Source organism: Halomonas sp. SH5A2, assembly GCF_014263395.1.
Lineage (GTDB): Bacteria > Pseudomonadota > Gammaproteobacteria > Pseudomonadales > Halomonadaceae > Vreelandella.
The window spans coordinates 2605472-2624059 of sequence record NZ_CP058321.1 but is presented as its reverse complement, the minus strand read 5'-3'; the positions used below and the strand labels follow the sequence as shown (position 1 = coordinate 2624059).

The window sequence follows — 18588 nt, the reverse complement described above, 5'->3', positions numbered from 1 at the left end:
GCTATTTGTCCTCTATTACGGCCTATCCTCTACCACTTCGTGCAATTTTTAAACAATAGTTATACATTTAGTCAGTAAAGTACATGTCGAGTTCGTTTTCCAGCATTGTCGTGATCGTGCGACGATACGGCACTCGACCCCTCCAATTGGCAACGGACGGCAAGCCGGCAATGCGTCGATTATGGATAGGAGCGTTAGCGCTCAATATAGGCTTGGTGGCCCCGCTATGGTGGCGCTTCGGTAATATTCCGATGAACCTGATCGCCTGGGAGGCCTGGGTGATCGTACCGTTGATGCTGCTAATGCCTAGAGGGAAAATCCGACTGGGGCTTGGCATTGCATTGGCAAGTTGGCTCATCCTGGCCACCATGATCAACCTTGGGGACGCGGCAACTTACACCGCCTTTGGTCGACCGTTAAACCTGTATCTCGACACGCCGCTGCTGGGCTCCGTTGTCGACTTGCTTGTTGGTAATGTAGGCCAACTTTGGGCATTTTGCGCAATAATGGTGGCGGCTGCATTGATTCTGCTACTGGCATTTGGCGTGTTTAGGCTGCTGTTGCCGGGCGAGGGTTACCCGCTAAAGGGAAGGGGGAGAGCCTGGGCACTGGTAGTGCTGGCGTTCTCGAGCCTGGGGGCGGGGCTGGCCCTTGGCGGCAAACCCATCATTGAGAGCGCCAGCTTGCCGGCGTTAAACGCCACCCATATTCAGTGGGGGCAACTGGTCACTACCCATCAGGCCAAACAGGCGTTTACGCAAACGCTTGAAGCAGCGCCTATCGAGCAGCGTGCGCTCAGCGGTTTGGCGGGGCGCCGGGTGCTGATGACGTTCATCGAGTCCTATGGTGTGACGGCGCTGGAAGACGAGCGCTATCGCCCGACATTGGCGCCGACGCTTGACGAGATTGAGCGTCGGCTCGCCGAGCGCGAGATTAGCGTGGTATCGGGGCTGCTCGAATCGCCGATCCGTGGTGGTCAATCCTGGCTGGCGCACGCCACCGCGTTAAGTGGTTACACCATCGATAACCAGCTGTGGTACCAGCTGTTGTTAGACAGTGATGCGACCACGCTGGTGGATGACTTTCGGGCTACCGGGCAGCGCACGTTGGTCGTGATGCCAGCGATTACTCAACCGTGGCCGGAAGGCGTGGCCTATGGTTTTGACGAGCTGGTGGCGGAGAAAGATATTGACTACCAGGGGCCGCCGCTGAACTGGGTGACGATGCCGGACCAGTTTACGCTGGACTATACCCAGCGCGAGTTGCTGGATGACTCGCCTGTTTTTGCGCAGTTGGCGCTGATTTCAAGCCACGCGCCATGGACGCCAATTTTGCCGGTGTTGGACGACTGGTCCAGCATTGGTGATGGCAGCATTTTTGCGCCTTGGGAAGAGGCGGGGGATCCCCCTGAAGTCTTATGGCAGGACATCGAGCGTATCCGCGAGCATTATGCCTGGTCGATTGACTACTCGGTTAAAACGGTAGGCCGCTGGGCCGAGCGCGTGGCGGATGAGGATACGTTGCTGATTGTGCTGGGTGACCACCAACCGGCTCCGTTGATTACCGGCGATGATGCCAGCGGCGCGGTGCCTGTCCACATCATCAGCGGCGACCCGGACTTGCTGGCGCCGTTTCAGGACCGGGGGTTTGTACTAGGTATGTGGCCGACGCCGGAAAGCCAGACGCCCGCGGCTGAACTGCGCCAGTTGCGCCGCTGGCTGCACGCTGATTTTACCGCTGACAATACCCGCTGACACCACGAACCAGCCAATGTTTCGGTATATGACCGCGAAAGCGGTGGAGCGCAAACAAAGCCTAGTAAATCCGGTAATCGCGGAAATTGGCCAGCTTCTGCTGCTCCTGCACGGTTTTGCGGTAACGCTTGTATTCCCACTGATACTGGGCCGGGGCGAGGGCAACGGCGTCTTCAACGCTGGCATTGACGCCGGAGGCTGACTGCACGTCGTCTGCGTCGTAGACGCGCTCGTCGGCATCGAGGAAGTGAATCTCAAACCCCTTACCAGGCAAGCGCAGGGCGACCCCCGTCACTACGCGGGCCTGGGTGCGCGCTACCAGTTTAGGCAGCAGCGTCGCGGTGTAGGCGTCGCGGCCAAAAAACGGCGCGAAGACACCACTGCCCCAGTCGGGGTCCTGGTCGGGCAGGATGCCGACAGTCTCGCTGCGTTTGAGCGCCTTGAGCAGCCCCGCGACCCCGCGAGGGTTGGTGGGAACCAACTGGGCGCCCATGCGCATGCGCCCCTGCCGGATGACGGGGTCAAGCGCGGCCATCTTGGGAGGCTCATACATGGCAGTGAACGGAAAATGGCTCGACAGCCAGAAACCCAGTACTTCCCAGTTGCCAAAATGCGGTGCCAGTATAATCACGCCGCGTCCTTCCGCCCTGGCATTGTCCAGTTTTTCGCGGCCATGCACCGCCAGGATACCCAATGCCACTCGCTCGGGTTCGGCCATCCACGCATGGCCAAGCTCCAGCATGGTGGCCGTGGAGTGACGTAAGCTGTCGTGGGCCAGTGCCTTGCGCTCGTGGCCTGATAGCTGTGGGTAAGCGACCTTGAGGTTTGCGTTGGTAATACGCCGTTCACGACGGCTCAGCCGGTAGACCTGGGGGCCGAGCCAGGCCGCAAAGCGCCAGAGCCTGCCCAACGGCCAGCGTGAAAGGTAGCGCCAAAACCAACGAATAGCGTTGGCTTGAGAAAAACGCTGGCTTGACGCCGCCAACCTCTGAGGCATTTTCAGATCAGCCAAGTGTTGACGTTAGAAGGTGCGCGTTGCTCCTGTAGTCCTTTAAAGCCCTTAACACAGCGCACAATGAGCCATACCGCAAGCGCCAGCATGAGTAGGAACCCAATGCCGATAATGGCCAAGACCAAACACAGGAACCCGTAAACCAGGCCTATCCAGAAAGTGCGAATCTGGTAACGGTAGTGTTCGTCCAGCCATTCAGGGCCTTTGCCTTTGTAGACGTAAGCGATGACGACACCGACAATCGACGTGAAGCCGAGGATAAAGCTGGCGAGATAGAGCGCATAGACCACCATCGCCATGGTGGTGTCGGGCTTGTGCTGGCCTTCAAACGCGCGCTCGGATTCTCCGTTGACGACCGTTCCTTCAGTCGGCGAGTCCTGGCTGCTGTCTTGCATAATAACGTTTCCTTTTGCGTATTTTTTGGAGTGACACTGTAACAACAAGGATTCTCTATCGTATTTCAGCGAACGCTATTGTAGCTTGCCTGATTAGCCTTGGCATTAGCGTGCCGCGGGGCGGCAAATCTCGAGCAGGTTGCCGTCCGGGTCGCGTAAATATATCGATTCGATGGGCCCATTGGCGCCCTGGCGTGCCACCGGGCCCAGCTCGATATCAATGCCCAGGACGTCCAGGTGCTGTTTGAATTCGTCCAGCGGTAGCTGGCAGCGCAGGCAGAGGTCCAGACTGCCGGGGGTGGGCGTTGCAGAAATTGGTGCGATATCAGTGTCGGTCTGATGCAGGCGCAGCGCGGTATCGCCAAGGAGTAAGTCGACCCGTTGAGCGTCTCGGTAGCGAACCTCCAGTCCCAGAACACGTGAGTAAAAATCCACCGCGCGACCCATGTCGGTGACGGTCACAACGAGATGGTCCAGACCTGAGAGCATGCCACTTTCCTTAATACAAAACAGTGAGCCAATGAAGACGACGACGCGACGTTGCCCGCTATGCGATGAGGACGATGCCGCCCTCTACCATCAAGATCGCCGCCGGGACTATTACCAGTGTGCCACGTGTGCGCTGGTCTTTGTGCCGCCGGAGCAGCATTTGAGCGCAGCCGCCGAAAAAGCGGAATACGATAAGCACCAAAACTCGCCGTATGATACGGGATATCGACGCTTTTTAGGGCGTTTATTTACCCCGCTGACGGCTAAACTGACCACTCAGGCCCGTGGACTTGATTTCGGCTCAGGCCCTGGGCCCACGCTGTCGGTGATGTTCGAAGAGCAGGGCTACCCCATGTCAATTTATGACCCCTTTTATGCGCCAGAACAGCGGGTGCTTACCCATGAGTACGATTTTATCACCGCGACAGAAGTGGTCGAGCATCTGGCGCGGCCTGGCCAGGTGCTGGCTCAATTGGCCGGGCTTCTCACGCCCGGTGGCTACCTTGGGTTGATGACCAAACGGGTCACGTCGCCCGAGGCGTTTGCTCGCTGGCACTATATAGGGGACCCCACACACGTCAGCTTTTTCAGCGAAGCAACCTTTTGCTGGTGGGCCGCTCAGCATCATTTTACAGTGGAATTTCCTGGCTCTGACACGGTTATTCTGCGTAAATCGCTGTCGTCGATAGCGACTGTGTCAGAAAAGCATTGACTTTACGCCCCCCAGGGCAATAATTGCGCGCCGTAATACTTCCTGACTAGATGTGCTAGGTAGGATGACGGTCCCTATCATTGCGTTTGCAATGCTGTTTTTCATCCTTCTGGTCACGGTGAGGTTTTCATGTCGCGGCAACTGCTGGCCATGGCGCTGGCGCCCCTTTTAGGGCTGTTTATTCTCGGCATCGGTAATGGTTTTCTCGCCACTCTGATCACCATCCGCCTGGATGCCGCGGGGGAGTCGGCCACGTTAATCGGTATCGTCTCCTCGGCCTACTTTATTGGCCTGGCGTTGGGTGCCATGGTTAATGATCGGCTGTTGCTGCGCATCGGCCATATTCGTGCCTACGGTAGTTTTGCCTCGCTGGTCGCCGTAACGGTACTGCTGCAGGGCCTGTTTTTTGACCCCTGGGCCTGGTTCGTGCTGCGTTTGATCGGTGGCTGGGCCACGGTGGGCGTATATCTGGTCATTGAAAGCTGGCTATTGACGTCTGGCGACCAGAAGGTGCGCGGTCGTCTGCTCGCGTTGTACATGATTTCGTTATACGCCGCTGGCGTGGTGGGTCAGTTACTGCTGGGCGTCACTGATGCCATGGGCATGACGGCACCGTTCATGGTGATCGGGCTTTTGGCGTCACTCTCGGTCCTGCCAATGGCGATGATTCCCCGCGTATCGCCGATTATCGAGCATGCCGAACCGCTTCCTCCTCTGCGCCTGATTACCATGACGCCTACCGGTGTCATGGGCAGTCTAGGGTCCGGCATGGTGGTCGCGGCGGCGTATACGCTGCTGCCGCTCTATTTACAGCGAATTGGCATGACGGTCAGTCAGGTCGGCCAGATGATGGCCGTGGTGATTATGGGCGCCATGCTACTGCAGTACCCCATTGGCCGCTGGTCGGATCGCCATGACCGCCAGATGGTGTTGATCGCGATCAGCGCTTTCTGCGTGTTGATCTCGGCGGCGATGCTGTGGCTACCGCTCTCTACGCCGATGCTGGCGGTGCTGCTGTTCCTGCTGGGTGGCGGTGTATTTGCGCTTTATCCAGTGGCAGTCAGTCATGCGGCTGACCGCGCCCCGGCCGGTGGCCTGGTGCGCATGAGCCAGGGACTGCTGTTGATCAACTCCATCGGCGCGACGATCAGCCCGTTGATGATCTCCCCTGTGATGACGGTGATGGGCGATGCCGGTCTGTTCTGGGCGTTTGGCTCGCTGAGTCTTTTCTTTTTGGTGTTTTTCAGTTGGCGTCGACGTGTCCGTCCCGCGCCTGTCCCGGTGGCACCGTTTACCGCTACGACGCCGATGAGCTCTGCGGGTGCCGAACTGGTGGTCACCGAAGAGCTGATGCAGGGTGCGCTGGAGCACGAGCATCTGGAGGATCTATCAGACCTGGTGCCCGATGTGGACGTGGCAGAACCTATTGTCGGGCCGCCGCCTGAAGACGAAAATCATATCGCCTATTACGATGATATCGAGCAGGTAAGCGAGCGGCATTGAAGGGCCGTCATTGCTTAGATGACGCTTTGTTGAGACCTTGGGCTAATGGTGTGTAGTGGCGAGGATTACTAGTATCCACTGTAGACTTTCAAACAATTGTTTAAATTCTCAGCCCGAGGTCTTGTTATGAACTATTACGCCGCGCCGGTACGCGATTTGCGCTTTGTGCTTGAAGAGCTGTTAGCGCATCGCTCGCTGAACCTGCCGGGCTTTGAAGAAGCCAGCCCTGATCTGGTCGAGGCAGTGCTTGAAGAAGCTGCCAAGCTGGCCGGTGATGTCTGGGGGCCGCTGAACGATGTCGGCGATAAGCAAGGGGCGAAGCGTCATGTGGATGGCAGCGTGACGACGCCGGAAGGCTTCGCGGCGGCTTATCAGGCGTATGTGGAAGGTGGCTGGAATGGCATTGGTGTCTCCGAGGCGTTAGGCGGACAAAATCTGCCGGAAGTGGTGGCAAGCGCCGTTCAGGAAATGCTCCACGGCGCCAATATGGCGTTGGGCCTGTGCCCGATGCTGACGGCCGGCGCCATCGAAGCCTTGGCCCATCATGGTAACGACGACCAAAAAGCGATCTATCTCCCCAAGCTGGTGGAAGGTACTTGGACCGGCACCATGAACCTGACAGAGCCCCAGGCCGGCTCGGATCTTTCGAAAGTCCGTACTAAAGCCATCCCCGAAGGCAGTCATTACCGTATCAGTGGCCAGAAAATCTACATCACCTGGGGTGAGCACGACGCCGCCGAGAACATCATCCACCTGGTACTGGCCCGCAAACCCGATGCGCCGGAAGGTAACAAAGGCATTTCGCTGTTTCTGGTGCCCAAATTCCTGGTTAACGACGACGGCTCGCTGGGCGAGCACAATGACGTCACCTGCGCCTCCATTGAGCACAAGCTGGGCATTCATGGCTCGCCCACCTGCACCCTGAGCTTTGGCGAAAACGGCGGCGCGGTTGGCTATCTGGTCGGCGAGGAAGGCCGTGGTCTGAACCATATGTTCACGATGATGAACGAGGCTCGCCACAAGGTTGGTATTCAGGGCATTGGCGTGGCCGAGCGCGCCTGCCAGCACGCCTTTGCCTACGCCTTGGAGCGCACCCAGGGCCGCTCTCCCAAAGCACGCGGCGGTAAGGATTGCCCCATCAGCGACCATTTGGACGTGCGCCGTATGCTGCTCTCCATGCGTTCACGCACCGATGCACTACGCGCGTTGGCACTGTACTGCGCCGCCGAGCTGGACACCGCCCGCCACGCGGAAAACGCCGATGCCCGCGAAACCGCCCAGGCCCGCGCCGATATTCTTATTCCAGTGATCAAAAGCTTCTCTACCGATCAGGCGGTGGATATCGCTTCGATGGGGATTCAGGTACACGGTGGCATGGGTTATGTGGAAGAGACCGGCGCCGCCCAACTGCTGCGCGATGCGCGTATTGCACCGATTTACGAAGGCACCAACGGTATCCAGGCGCTCGACCTGGCAGGGCGTAAGCTCCAGCGTGACAACGGCGAAGCGCTCACCGCGCTCTTGAAAGAGGTGGCCGCGACGGTGGAGCAGCTCAACGCCGATCCTGCCTTGGCAGCATTGGGTAGCGGTCTGGCCGCTGGGCTTGACGATTTAAAAGCCGCCCAAGCCATTGTACTGGCGGAGGGCAAAGACCCCGATAGCGGCGCAGACGCTGTTCAAGCTTACGCGACACCATTCCTGAATCTAGCGGGGCATGTGCTTTGCGCGTGGCAGATGGGCCAGTCGGCGTTGAGTGCAAAAGCCGCCATTGATAATGGCAGCGACGATCCCTTCTATACTGCCAAGATGCGCAGCGCTAAGTTTGCCATCACCCAGTGGCTGCCGGTAGGCCGGGCCCAGCGGGCGGTGATTGAAGCAGGTATACAGTGTTTAAGCGACTTTGAGGTCCATTGACGCTAATGGTTAGCTACTCGCCGCCGCCCACTGAGGCGGCGGTGTTGTTTCTAGTCGATCAAAACAACTATTTAAAACGAGCCTTTAAAACGCTTGCTTTTAATAACAATGATTTCAACAAAACGCTTAATAATAAGACCAGGAGCCAACCATGACCGCTATCTTTGAGCAAGGCTTGCCCAAGACCGTTGCCAACCACGTACCGCTTTCACCGCTGACCTTTATCGAGCGCTCGGCGTCGATCTATCCTGACTACCCTGCGATGGTACACGGCAGCACGAGGCGCACCTGGGGCGACACATGGGCTCGCTGTCGCCAGCTTGCCTCTGCCCTTCAGCAACGGGGCATTCAGCCGGGCCAAACCGTGGCGGCGATGCTGCCCAATGTGCCGGCGATGTTTGAAGCGCACTTCGGCGTGCCGCTGGCGGGGTGTGTCTTGAATACGCTCAATATTCGCCTGGATGCCGAGGCGATCAGCTATATGCTGGAGCACGGTGAGGCCAAAGCCATTCTGGTCGATCCTGAGTTTGCCGAGGTCATCCAGCAAGCGGTTGCCAAGCTTGAGCATAAGCCGCTGGTCATCGATGTGGCCGACGTGGAGTTTCTCGGTGACACCCAGAGCATTGGTGAGATCGAGTACGAGGTGCTGCTTCAAGAGGGCGACGCCGATTTCGCCTATAAGCTGCCCGCGGATGAGTGGGATGCGATCTCGCTCAACTACACCTCCGGTACCACCGGCAAACCCAAAGGCGTGGTTTATCACCACCGCGGCGCTTACCTTAACGCGGTGAGCAATATCATGGAGTGGGCGATGCCCCACCACCCGATCTATTTGTGGACACTGCCCATGTTCCACTGTAACGGCTGGTGTTTTCCGTGGACGATTGCCGCAAACGCCGGGGTGAACGTCTGCCTGCGTAAAGTCGATCCGCAGAAGATCATGCAACTGATTACCGCCGAGAAGGTCACTCACTTCAGCGGGGCGCCGATTATTCTCAATGGCCTGGTGAATCTACCGGCTGAAGACAAATGCGAGTTTGACCACCCTGTGAAAGTCACCACCGCCGGTGCAGCACCTCCCGCGTCCGTAATCGCCGGGGTCGAGAAGCTGGGTATTGAAGTCACCCACGTCTATGGTCTAACGGAAGTGTATGGGCCGGTGACTGTGTGTGCCTGGCGCGAGGCGTGGGATGAGCTGCCGCTTGACGCGCGGGCCAAGATCAAAGCCCGCCAGGGGGTGCGCTACCATATGCTCGAGGCGCTGTGTGTTGCCGACCCAGTGACCATGGAGCCGGTACCCAAGGATGGTCAGACTATCGGCGAGATTTTGATGCGTGGCAACAACGTTATGAAGGGCTATTTGAAGAATGCCGAAGCCACCGAGCAAGCGCTGGAGGGCGGCTGGTACCACACCGGCGATCTGGCCGTGTGGCACCCGGATGGCTATATCGAGATCAAGGACCGCTCCAAGGACATCATTATTTCCGGCGGTGAGAATATCTCCACGATTGAGGTGGAAGACGCTATTTACGGCCATCCCGCCGTGGAGGAGGCTGCGGTCGTGGCCAAACCCGATGAGAAATGGGGCGAAACACCCTGCGCCTTTGTGAAGCTTAAAGTGGGTTACGGCGAAGTCACCGACGCCGATATTATCGCCCACTGCCGTGAACACTTGGCGGGCTATAAAGTCCCTAAAACAGTTATCTTCAGCGAGCTGCCGAAAACCTCGACGGGCAAGATTCAGAAATTCGTATTGCGTGAAGAAGCCAAGCAGCATCAATAATCGCCAACAGCATTAGTCATCGACAGGGGAGAGAGCGCATGAGTGATCAGAATATCGGTGTAGTAGGCGCAGGCACCATGGGGCAGGGCATTGCCCAAGTGGCGGTTGCCAGTGGCTTTAACGTGCACCTTTACGATGTGGCCGAGGAGCAGCTTGACCGTGCCAAGGCGAATATCGATAAAGGCTTGAGCAAGCTGGTCACTAAAGAAAAAATCAGCGAGGCAGATAAAGACGCCGCGCTGGCGCGCCTTTCTACCACCACCGAGCTGGACGCGCTAAGCGACTGCGCGGTGATCATCGAAGCCGCCCCTGAACAGCCTGAGCTGAAAGAGAAGCTGTTCCGCGATCTAAGCCAGTTGAGCAGTACTGCGATACTGGCCTCCAACACCTCGTCGTTATCACTCACCCGCCTGGCAGCGGTGTGCGAGCGACCCGAGCGCGTTGTAGGCATGCACTTCTTCAACCCGGTACCGGTGCTCAAACTGGTGGAAGTGATTCGCGCCGAGCAGACCGCCGACGCGACCGTGGCTGAGATTGAAAAACTCGCTAAGGCGCTGGGTAAAACCGCCGTGCCGGTAGGCGATGCGCCTGGCTTCGCGGTCAATCGCTTGCTGGTACCGATGATCAACGAAGCGGCGTTTATCGTCCAGGAAGGCACCGCGACGCCGGAAGCGGTGGATGACGCCATGAAACTCGGCGCGGCTCACCCCATGGGGCCGCTGGCGCTGGCGGACCTGATTGGCCTGGATGTCTGCCTGGCGATTATGGATGTGCTCCAGGAGGGTTTTGGCGACCCCAAATATCGCCCCTGCCCGCTGCTCAAGCGTATGGTCGCGGCGGGCTATTTAGGCCGTAAGAGCGGACGTGGTTTTTATCATTACGAGTAGTTTAGAGAGTAGGTTGGTGGCTAGCGTTATCTAGGCAAGAGGACAGGTTGGAACGAGGGTTTTTCGCCAGGGCCGGAAAATGTTCCCGACAATTCCGGCATTTCCGCCATCCATGGCGGTCAGATGGCGAAAGTAGCGCCCAGGGACGGGTTCACAGCGCCCTCGTGGAAACCTGCCCTCGATGCTATGAGCTATATATTGCCAATTGTAAGAGCTGGGTGAAATAAGTCATTGCCACTCAACCAAGCGTTCGCTAGGGTTGAGCGGTGTTCATTTTAATGTTCAATAACAACTAAGGAGCCCGCCATGAGCGAAGCAGTGATCGAAAAGGTTGATAACGATGGGATGGTGCGCCTCACCATTAATCGTCCCAAAGCACTGAATGCATTGAATAGCGATGTACTGTTAGCGCTGGAAACGCACTTGGTGGAGCTTGAAACCCACCCGAATTTACGCGGCGTAATGATCACCGGTGCCGGTGAGAAAGCCTTCGTGGCCGGTGCTGATATCACCGAGATGCGTGATAAAACACCCGAAGAAGCGCGGGCCTTTGCCAGCCAGGCGCTGCGCACCATTAAACGCCTAGAGACGTTACCCGTGCCGGTGGTCGCGCTGGTGAACGGGTTTTGCCTTGGCGGTGGCTGCGAACTGGCGCTGGCCTGCGACTGGGCGGTAGCCAGCGACAATGCCGTCTTCGGCCAACCGGAAGTGCTGCTGGGGGTCATTCCTGGCTTTGGCGGCACTCAGCGACTGCCACGCCGCGTTGGCCCCGCCATGGCGATTGACCTGGTCACCACTGGTCGCAAAATCGATGCCCAAGAAGCGCTGCGTATCGGCCTGGTGAACCGGGTAATGCCTCAGGCCGAGCTTGAGAGCTACGTTGAAGAGCTCACCAAACAGCTGACAGGCAACGGCGCGCAGGCGGTGCGCGGTGCCAAGCAGGCGGTCCACGACGGGTTGGACCAAGACTTGGACAGCGCTCTGGCGTTGGAAACCAGCCTTTTCGCCTTCTGCTTTGCTGGCGACGAGCAAAAAGAAGGTATGTCTGCGTTTGTCGAAAAGCGCAAGCCTAACTTTTAAGCTTTTGCTCATTCAAGATTTGCTGATTTAGGGGGTGGCGCTTGCGTCACCCCCGTTTTATGCTCGATTAAACACGTCATTTGATTAACGTCGCTGCTATCGACACTGCAAGGAGCGCTGCATGTTTGATCTGTATATTGCCAACAAGAATTACTCATCCTGGTCATTGCGCCCTTGGGTGCTGATGAAAGCGCTGGAGATTCCGTTTAACGAACATCTCATGCCGTTTGAGGGTGGTTTTGGTGCCAGCCATGAGGCGTTTAAGCGGTTTTCACCTTCGGGGGCTGGTGCCATGTTTAGTCGACGGTGAAACGGCTGTTTGGGATTCATTGGCGATTGTCGAGTATCTTGCCGAGCAACACGCCAACGTTTGGCCGAGTGATAAGGGCGCACGCGCCTGGGCACGCTCAGCCAGCGCTGAGATGCATAGCGGCTTTGGTGCGCTACGCGATGACTGCTCGATGAATTGCGGTATGCGGGTGACGTTGAATAGCTTATCGGCCAAGCTCAACGCCGACATGGCTCGCCTGGATGCGTTGTGGCAGCAAGGGCTCGAGCGCTTTGGTGGGCCGTTCTTGGCAGGCAAGGACTTCACTGCGGTTGATGCATTTTATGCGCCCGTGGCGTTTCGCGCGCAGACGTTCAACTTACCGCTCAGCGGTGCTTCCCAGGCATATGTGGAACGCTTGCTAGCGCTGCCTGCCATGCAAGCCTGGTATCAAGCTGCCTTAGAAGAATCATGGCGTGAGCCTATGCACGAAGCCGAAACGCTGAAAAATGGCACTCTCAAGGCGGATTACCGACAGTCATAACCTGTCATACGCATCTATCAGGTACACTTGCGAAAATTTTCGTTTGGAAACTGTAATGGCTCTTAGCGCAACGCCCTACAAAGTGGATATTAATCTGACCGATCTGGATCGCGGAGTGTATGAGACGCTGCGCTTTACCGTGGCGCGCCATCCGTCAGAGACCGAAGAGCGCATGACTGCGCGCTTGCTTGCCTATGTGCTGTGGTATAGCGAAGCACTTGCCTTTGGGCGTGGCCTTTCTGATGTCGATGAACCCGCGTTGTGGGAAAAGAGCCTGGATGGCCGTGTGCTGCACTGGATCGAAGTCGGGCTGCCGGATGCCGAGCGTCTTACCTGGTGCTCTCGGCGGGCTGAACGTGTATCGCTGCTTGCCTACGGCCGCGTAGATATATGGGAAGGCAAAGTGTTGCCAAACGTGTCGTCACTAAAAAATGTGCATGTGGCGGTGCTGCCCCAGGAAGCGCTCGCGACTATCGCTAAAGACCTGCCAAGGGCTATTAACTGGGCTGTGATGATCAGCGAAGGATCGCTGTTTATTACCGATGAAAATGGCCAACACGAAATTACCCCACAATGGCTTTTGCGAGACCGCTAGGATTTCTCAGATCTTTGTCTATCTTAATAGGTTAGAAGACTAATACAGGGGTGGCCTACCGGTTACCCCTTTTTTAGCTATCTGTTTTTTCTGTCGTTGGCAAAAAAGTATGCTTGCTATCTTTCTGCATAATTACATACAATCAGGAATGTTTGTGGATTGTATATCCTACTGAACGGATGCTGACCCCCTACTCAAGGAATGAGCAATGAAAGAATCTTCCCTTTTGCGCTGGCAAATTGCCAGCTTGTTTGTCTGCGTTAGCCTGCTGCCGAGCTTAGCCAGCGCTGCTGACGATAATGTACTGTCGACGAAATTCGAAAACGACAGTCTGGCCAGCAGTGACGATGGCCACTTCACCAGCGGCTTTGAACTTAACTGGACGTTTGAACCTGGCGCGGACAGCTGGACCCAGCGTCTGGCCACCGGACTACCCGATAGTCTGATCGGTAGCGCTGATAAAGCCGCCTATCGGCTGGTGCATCTGATTTATACGCCAAATAACATCCAAAAAAGTGAACTGATTGAAGATGATCGCCCCTATGCGGGCCTTGTCTACGGCGGTATATCACTTTACGAAGATGTGCCAGTAGGCAACTGGCAGCAGGCGACTGACCTGCATCTGGATGTTGGCCTGGTAGGGCCGTCGTCGCTTGCCGATAGCATCCAACGCGAAGTGCACCGCGTTACCGACAGCGAACGCCCCAGCGGCTGGAGTAACCAGTTAGGCGATGAGGCCATTGTCAATGTCGCCATGCGGCGTCAGTGGTGGCACAGCACACCGCTAGGCGGTAAGCAATTTGCCCACGGCCCAAGCGTTAGCGGTGCTCTAGGTAACCTCTATACCTACGCCAGCGCCGGTTACAGCGTGCGCTGGGGCGATGAAGCCTCTGGCATTCCCACGCTGACCCCTAACCCTGGCAGCCGTCATCATATAACCGGTAACGATGGTTGGCAGTGGTACCTGTTTGCCAGTGTCGACGGTTATTACATGGCCCAAAACCTGACGCTGGATGGCAATAGCTTCCGTAATAGCCATTCTGTCGACCGCAAGGAATGGGTGGGCGATATCTCAGGTGGGCTTGCGCTCGCCTGGGAAGATTGGCAGGTAACCTATGCTGCCGTTGCGCGCTCGCGGGAATTTGATGGTCAGGAAGAGCAGGATAAATTCGGTGCGCTGACGCTTTCAAAGCGTTTCTAAAACGGGGTAGTGTGATTTGGGTTGGTGACCGACAAGGAGAGCGCTAATGGCAAAGAAGCAATACCCCCACACGCCGGATGGCCGCTATTTTGTAGCCAAAAACCGCCTTTGGCGCTGCACCGATCCACGCTTGAGTGAAGATGAAAAGCGCACGCATATCAAGGCGCTGATGAAAGCGCGCCGTGCGGTAAGAACCGCCCAGCAGCAAGGCGATGAAGACGCGCTGCGCAAGGCACGTGACGAAGTTCAAGCTGCCAAGGAAGCGCTGGGCGAACGCGGACCGGTCTGGTGGGAAGACGAGGCACCTGATGAAGGCGGCTTGGCTCCTCACAATAGCTCTTATGCCCGGTGGTGGGGGAGTTACGAGCGCTCAGTGGAAGAATAAGCTTTTTTGCCCTCTAAGGTCTTAATCCTGCGCCAGCAACGTCTATCAGGACGTTGCTGGCGCTTTTGTTTGGACGTATTGCCTTACCGCGTTGACAAGCAGCTTATCGGCCATTATCTTGTTCGCAAATAATAATCAATATCATTGTTATTAATATTTGCTCCGGGATCTTATCATCATGTACAACTCTGCCTTTCAAGCGCGTAAGCTATGCAGCGCAGTCGCGCTTGCGTCTATAATCGGTACGCCCACACTTGCCTTCGCCCAGCAAACCGACGCCGCCAGTGATGTCGAATTGGAGGCCATGCAGGTCGTCGGCACCGCCATGGATGCAATGGGTTATATCGAAGCCGAAAAACAGCCCACTGTGGGCAAGCTGGACGTACCGTTAAACGAGCAGCCATTCTCCATGTCGGTGGTGGACGAGCAGTTCATGCAGGATACCGGCAGTAAAACGATTCAGGATGCGCTGTTGTATACCCCGGGCGTTTACGCCGGTAACTTTGGGTTTGATACGCGCACCGACAGCGCCAAGGTGCGTGGCTTGGATGCTGGACGTTATCTGGATGGCTTGCGCCAGATTTACGGCTCTTACAATTCAGTGCGCACCAATCCTTACGCGCTTGAAAGCCTGGAAGTGCTGAAAGGGCCGTCTTCCATGTTGTACGGCCAGGCGGATTTGGGTGGCATTATTAATGGCGTTTCCAAGCTGCCAGAAGAGGAGCGTAGCGGCGAAGTGTGGGCGCAATATGGTTCCCATAACCGCAAGCAATTGGCAGTCGACGTAACGGGTGCCGCTGACGAGGATGGCAAACTACTCTACCGACTGGTGGCCTTGAAGCGGGATAGCGACACTCAGGTGGATTACGTCGAGGACGATGGCTACTTGGTCTCGCCCTCGCTGACCTGGCGGCCAAGTGACGACACTGAGATCACCCTGCTTGTTAATCGCCAAGAGAATAAAGGCCAGGTATCGGCGCAGTTCCTGCCTCAGGCGGGCACATTAGAACCTGGGTCTCAGGGCTTTATCGGCTCCGAGCGGTTTGTCGGCGAGCCAGGCTGGGATCGTTACGACCGCGAAAAAACCGAAACCACGCTGTTCTTTGACCATCAGATCAATCGTGACTGGGCCTTTTCTGCCACCGCGCGCTATACCGAATCAAGCACTGAAACCCGCGAGCACTGGGTGACTATCCCTAGCGTCCCGGATGCCAACGGCGAGGTCTCGCGAACGATTTTTACCGCAGATTCCTCCACGCAAATTTTCAACATCGACGCGCGCCTAGAAGGGGAGTTTGAACTGGGCGATACCCAGCATAGCTTGATTGCCGGTATTGATCGTCAGGATGCTCGTTGGGAGCAGGGTAATTACTATTATGGGTATGGTGAGGGCGGCACGATCGATGTCTACGACCCAGAATATGGTAATTTACAGCTGGGTTCGCTTGACCCCACAGACCAGCCGGACAACGACATCGAGCAGGTCGGCATTTACCTGGCTGATCATATTGAAGTTGGCCCCGTGGTGGCTTCTGCGGGTTTGCGTCATGACTGGGCAGAAAACCGCCGGTTGGCGGTGACAGGGTCGGATACGGTCAGCGATGAGGAAGCGACGACGGGCCGTTTGGGGCTAATGTACCAGTTTGATAACGGCGTATCGCCCTATATTAGCTATTCAGAAGCCTTCACAATGAACCTGGGAACCGATGGCACGGCAAATCCAAGTACCTTAAAACCCACTACCGGCGAGCAGGAAGAGGCAGGGGTTAAATATCTATCGCCGGATAAATCGCTGGCAATTAGCGCGGCATATTTTGACATTACCCAGCAAAACCGTGTTCAACAAGGTCAAACACCTGGCGGTGTTGAGCAGACCGGTGCAGTGATTGATGGTTGGGAGCTGCAGATCAACAAGCGCTGGCAGGACTTTGAAACCCAACTGGGTTACACCAGCATGAATGCCGATGACGCAAGCTCTGGCGAGCGGCTACCCTACGTGGCAGAAAAGCAGGCGTCCTGGTGGAACAAGCTTTATCTGGGCAATAACTGGCGGTTAGGCGCTGGGGTGCGTTATATCGGCGATAACGTAGGTCGTAGTGGCTCACCTAAGGTGCCATCAGAAACATTGTTTGACGCCATGGTTGGTTACACAGTGGGTCAGTGGGATTTAAGCTTGGATGCCAAAAACCTGACCGACGAAGAGTTTGTCTCTTGGTGCCGTGGTGAAGGCGAAGACTGCGGCTACGGTGAGCGGCGCAGCGTGACGGCCAATGTACGCTACCAGTTTTAATTCCTGACGTTTAGCGCATTGAAATGGCAAAAGGGGCGGCGTCAGCCGCCCCTTTTGCGTTAGCCATGAGGCTTTTTAACCAGAAAGGCCACCAGCCTGCGCACAATGGGTAACACCAGGTTAATAACCGGCAGTGCAACGACAAAGGCAAACAGCCAGGCTTTGAGCCAGATCATCACAATACCGTCGATGACGCCGACGTTGTAAAGCGTGATCACCAGCGACATAACGCATGACATGAACAGCGCCATCAAAAAGGTAAACAGCAGCTGGCTATATTTGGGGTCAATCATCGTGCGCCTCTTTACGCAGCGGATTAGATCAAGGGTTCAACCTAAAACGGCCCGCATGGGCCGTCTGCGTTAGCGATAAAAGGCTATTATTGCTTGTCCTGGGTACGCAGTTCAAAGTCACTGGCGTCGTGGCGCTCATGTAACTGCTCGTGGGGCTCACCCCAGGTGCGGTTGACCATACGACCGCGTTTAACGGCGGGGCGCTCATCAATTTCTTCCGTCCAGCGCAGCACGTTCTTGTAGGTGTGCGCTTCCAGGAATTCGGCCGCCTCGTAGACCCGGTTTTTAACCAACGCGCCATACCAGGGGTGAATCGCCATATCGGCTATCGTGTACTCATCCCCCGCCATGAAGCGGTTTTCCGCCAGGTGGCGGTCGAGCACATCAAGCTGGCGCTTTACTTCCATGGTGTAGCGATCGATCGGGTACTGGTAGCTTTCCGGTGCGTACGCGTAAAAATGGCCGAAACCGCCACCGAGTAGCGGCGCGCTGCCCATTTGCCAGAATAACCAGGACAAACACTCGGTGCGTTTAGCCGGGTCAGCGGGCAAGAAGGCGTTAAATTTCTCGGCCAGGTAAAGCAGGATGGCACCGGATTCAAACACACGCTGAGGCGGATTCGAGCTGTGATCCATTAGCGCGGGAATTTTCGAGTTGGGGTTCACCTCGACAAAACCGCTGCTAAATTGATCGCCTTCACCAATCTGGATCAGGTGGGCATCGTATTCAGCCCCCTCAATGCCTTTTTCCAGCAGCTCTTCGAGCATCACGGTGACTTTCACCCCGTTGGGGGTGGCCAGTGAATAAAGCTGTAGAGGGTGTTTACCAACCGGCAGCGGTTTGTCATGCGTTGCGCCCGCAACAGGGCGGTTAATGTTGGCAAATTTGCCGCCGTTGCCGGGTTCCCATTGCCATACGCGCGGTGGGGTGTAGGTGTCTTCGCTCATCGTGCCCTCCTGTTAAAGGAAGCCACCGCGTCATTTGACGCGGTGGCTGATGGTTCGCTGACTATCGACCTTATACCAGTGTGAGTGTGACGTCGATATTACCGCGTGTCGCGTTGGAGTAGGGACAGACAACATGGGCTTTATCAACCAGTTGTTGGGCGGTCTCTTTTTCAAGCCCTGGCAGGCTGATTTTTAGCTCCACTTCAATACCAAAACCGGTCGGAATAGCCCCAATGCCGACATGGCCGTCAATTTGGGTATCGTCTGGCAACTTAACTTTTTCTTGGCTGGCAACATGCTTTAGGGCACCTAAGAAGCAGGCCGAATAACCCGCCGCAAACAGCTGTTCGGGGTTGGTGCCGTCTCCGCCGGGGCCGCCCAGTTCTTTAGGTGTGCTGAGCTTGACGCTCAAGGCGCCGTCGGACGATTTGGCATGGCCCTCGCGGCCGCCAGTAGCAGTTGCGTGGGCACGGTAGGCAATCGTTTCAATCGACATTATCAATACTCCCTGATGGATTGGTAAATGCGTTGCATCG

Annotated in this window: 19 protein-coding genes; 13 read left to right on the top strand and 6 right to left on the bottom strand. The window is 56.6% G+C overall.

Annotated features, from left to right (window positions below; translation table 11 throughout):
• Positions 1-83: 83 nt before the first annotated feature.
• A complete protein-coding gene (locus HXW73_RS12305) occupies positions 84-1754 on the top strand; it encodes an alkaline phosphatase (RefSeq protein WP_342211935.1) in 1671 nt (556 codons plus the stop codon).
• Positions 1755-1815: 61 nt separating this feature from the next.
• On the opposite strand, the gene HXW73_RS12300 is transcribed toward HXW73_RS12305, so the two are convergent.
• The 3 genes from HXW73_RS12300 to HXW73_RS12290 all read right to left on the bottom strand — a co-directional run bounded on the left by HXW73_RS12300 (position 1816) and on the right by HXW73_RS12290 (position 3650).
• A complete protein-coding gene (locus tag HXW73_RS12300; RefSeq protein WP_186253371.1) occupies positions 1816-2751 on the bottom strand; it encodes a lysophospholipid acyltransferase family protein in 936 nt (311 codons plus the stop codon).
• A gap of 2 nt (positions 2752-2753) precedes the next feature.
• A complete protein-coding gene (locus tag HXW73_RS12295; protein WP_186253370.1) occupies positions 2754-3161 on the bottom strand; it encodes a DUF4870 family protein in 408 nt (135 codons plus the stop codon).
• A 105-nt stretch (positions 3162-3266) separates the two neighbouring features.
• Positions 3267-3650, bottom strand: a complete 384-nt coding sequence (locus tag HXW73_RS12290; RefSeq protein WP_066318751.1) for a glyoxalase/bleomycin resistance/extradiol dioxygenase family protein — start codon at positions 3648-3650, stop codon at positions 3267-3269.
• Positions 3651-3681: 31 nt separating this feature from the next.
• Between HXW73_RS12290 and HXW73_RS12285 the strand changes: the two genes are divergently transcribed.
• The 12 genes from HXW73_RS12285 to HXW73_RS12235 all read left to right on the top strand — a co-directional run bounded on the left by HXW73_RS12285 (position 3682) and on the right by HXW73_RS12235 (position 16812).
• Complete coding sequence (locus HXW73_RS12285; protein ID WP_240538624.1) at positions 3682-4362, top strand: class I SAM-dependent methyltransferase; 681 nt, start codon at positions 3682-3684, stop codon at positions 4360-4362.
• 129 nt (positions 4363-4491) lie between these two features.
• Positions 4492-5865, top strand: coding sequence for an MFS transporter (locus tag HXW73_RS12280; protein WP_186253368.1), 1374 nt, complete (start codon positions 4492-4494; stop codon positions 5863-5865).
• Between the two features lie 126 nt (positions 5866-5991).
• Positions 5992-7779: an acyl-CoA dehydrogenase gene (locus HXW73_RS12275; protein ID WP_186253367.1), complete on the top strand. Its 1788-nt coding sequence runs from the start codon at positions 5992-5994 to the stop codon at positions 7777-7779.
• 151 nt (positions 7780-7930) lie between these two features.
• Complete coding sequence (locus HXW73_RS12270) at positions 7931-9562, top strand: acyl-CoA synthetase (protein WP_186253366.1); 1632 nt, start codon at positions 7931-7933, stop codon at positions 9560-9562.
• Between the two features lie 38 nt (positions 9563-9600).
• Positions 9601-10449, top strand: a complete 849-nt coding sequence (locus HXW73_RS12265) for a 3-hydroxybutyryl-CoA dehydrogenase (RefSeq protein WP_186253365.1) — start codon at positions 9601-9603, stop codon at positions 10447-10449.
• Between the two features lie 306 nt (positions 10450-10755).
• Positions 10756-11529, top strand: a complete 774-nt coding sequence (locus tag HXW73_RS12260; protein ID WP_186253364.1) for an enoyl-CoA hydratase-related protein — start codon at positions 10756-10758, stop codon at positions 11527-11529.
• Positions 11530-11650: 121 nt separating this feature from the next.
• Complete coding sequence (locus tag HXW73_RS17975) at positions 11651-11839, top strand: hypothetical protein (protein ID WP_342211934.1); 189 nt, start codon at positions 11651-11653, stop codon at positions 11837-11839.
• The gene (locus HXW73_RS12255; RefSeq protein WP_342211933.1) at positions 11781-12341 is read left to right on the top strand and encodes a glutathione S-transferase; all 561 of its coding nucleotides are present in this window, start codon (positions 11781-11783) and stop codon (positions 12339-12341) included. The genes HXW73_RS17975 and HXW73_RS12255 overlap by 59 nt, the downstream gene beginning before the upstream one ends.
• A 55-nt stretch (positions 12342-12396) precedes the next feature.
• Positions 12397-12936, top strand: a complete 540-nt coding sequence (locus HXW73_RS12250) for a YaeQ family protein (RefSeq protein ID WP_186253363.1) — start codon at positions 12397-12399, stop codon at positions 12934-12936.
• A 208-nt stretch (positions 12937-13144) separates the two neighbouring features.
• The gene (locus HXW73_RS12245) at positions 13145-14137 is read left to right on the top strand and encodes a lipid A deacylase LpxR family protein (protein WP_186253362.1); all 993 of its coding nucleotides are present in this window, start codon (positions 13145-13147) and stop codon (positions 14135-14137) included.
• A gap of 46 nt (positions 14138-14183) precedes the next feature.
• Positions 14184-14522: a hypothetical protein gene (locus HXW73_RS12240; RefSeq protein ID WP_186253361.1), complete on the top strand. Its 339-nt coding sequence runs from the start codon at positions 14184-14186 to the stop codon at positions 14520-14522.
• A 178-nt stretch (positions 14523-14700) separates the two neighbouring features.
• The gene (locus tag HXW73_RS12235) at positions 14701-16812 is read left to right on the top strand and encodes a TonB-dependent siderophore receptor (protein ID WP_186253360.1); all 2112 of its coding nucleotides are present in this window, start codon (positions 14701-14703) and stop codon (positions 16810-16812) included.
• Between the two features lie 59 nt (positions 16813-16871).
• Here the strand turns inward: HXW73_RS12235 and HXW73_RS12230 are convergent, their stop codons facing one another.
• The 3 genes from HXW73_RS12230 to HXW73_RS12220 form a co-directional block, all read right to left on the bottom strand.
• Positions 16872-17105, bottom strand: a complete 234-nt coding sequence (locus HXW73_RS12230) for a DUF2798 domain-containing protein (protein WP_186253359.1) — start codon at positions 17103-17105, stop codon at positions 16872-16874.
• Between the two features lie 86 nt (positions 17106-17191).
• Positions 17192-18052, bottom strand: coding sequence for a glutathione-dependent disulfide-bond oxidoreductase (gene yghU / locus HXW73_RS12225; RefSeq protein ID WP_186253358.1), 861 nt, complete (start codon positions 18050-18052; stop codon positions 17192-17194).
• Between the two features lie 70 nt (positions 18053-18122).
• Positions 18123-18548: an organic hydroperoxide resistance protein gene (locus tag HXW73_RS12220; protein WP_186253357.1), complete on the bottom strand. Its 426-nt coding sequence runs from the start codon at positions 18546-18548 to the stop codon at positions 18123-18125.
• Positions 18549-18588: the final 40 nt, after the last annotated feature.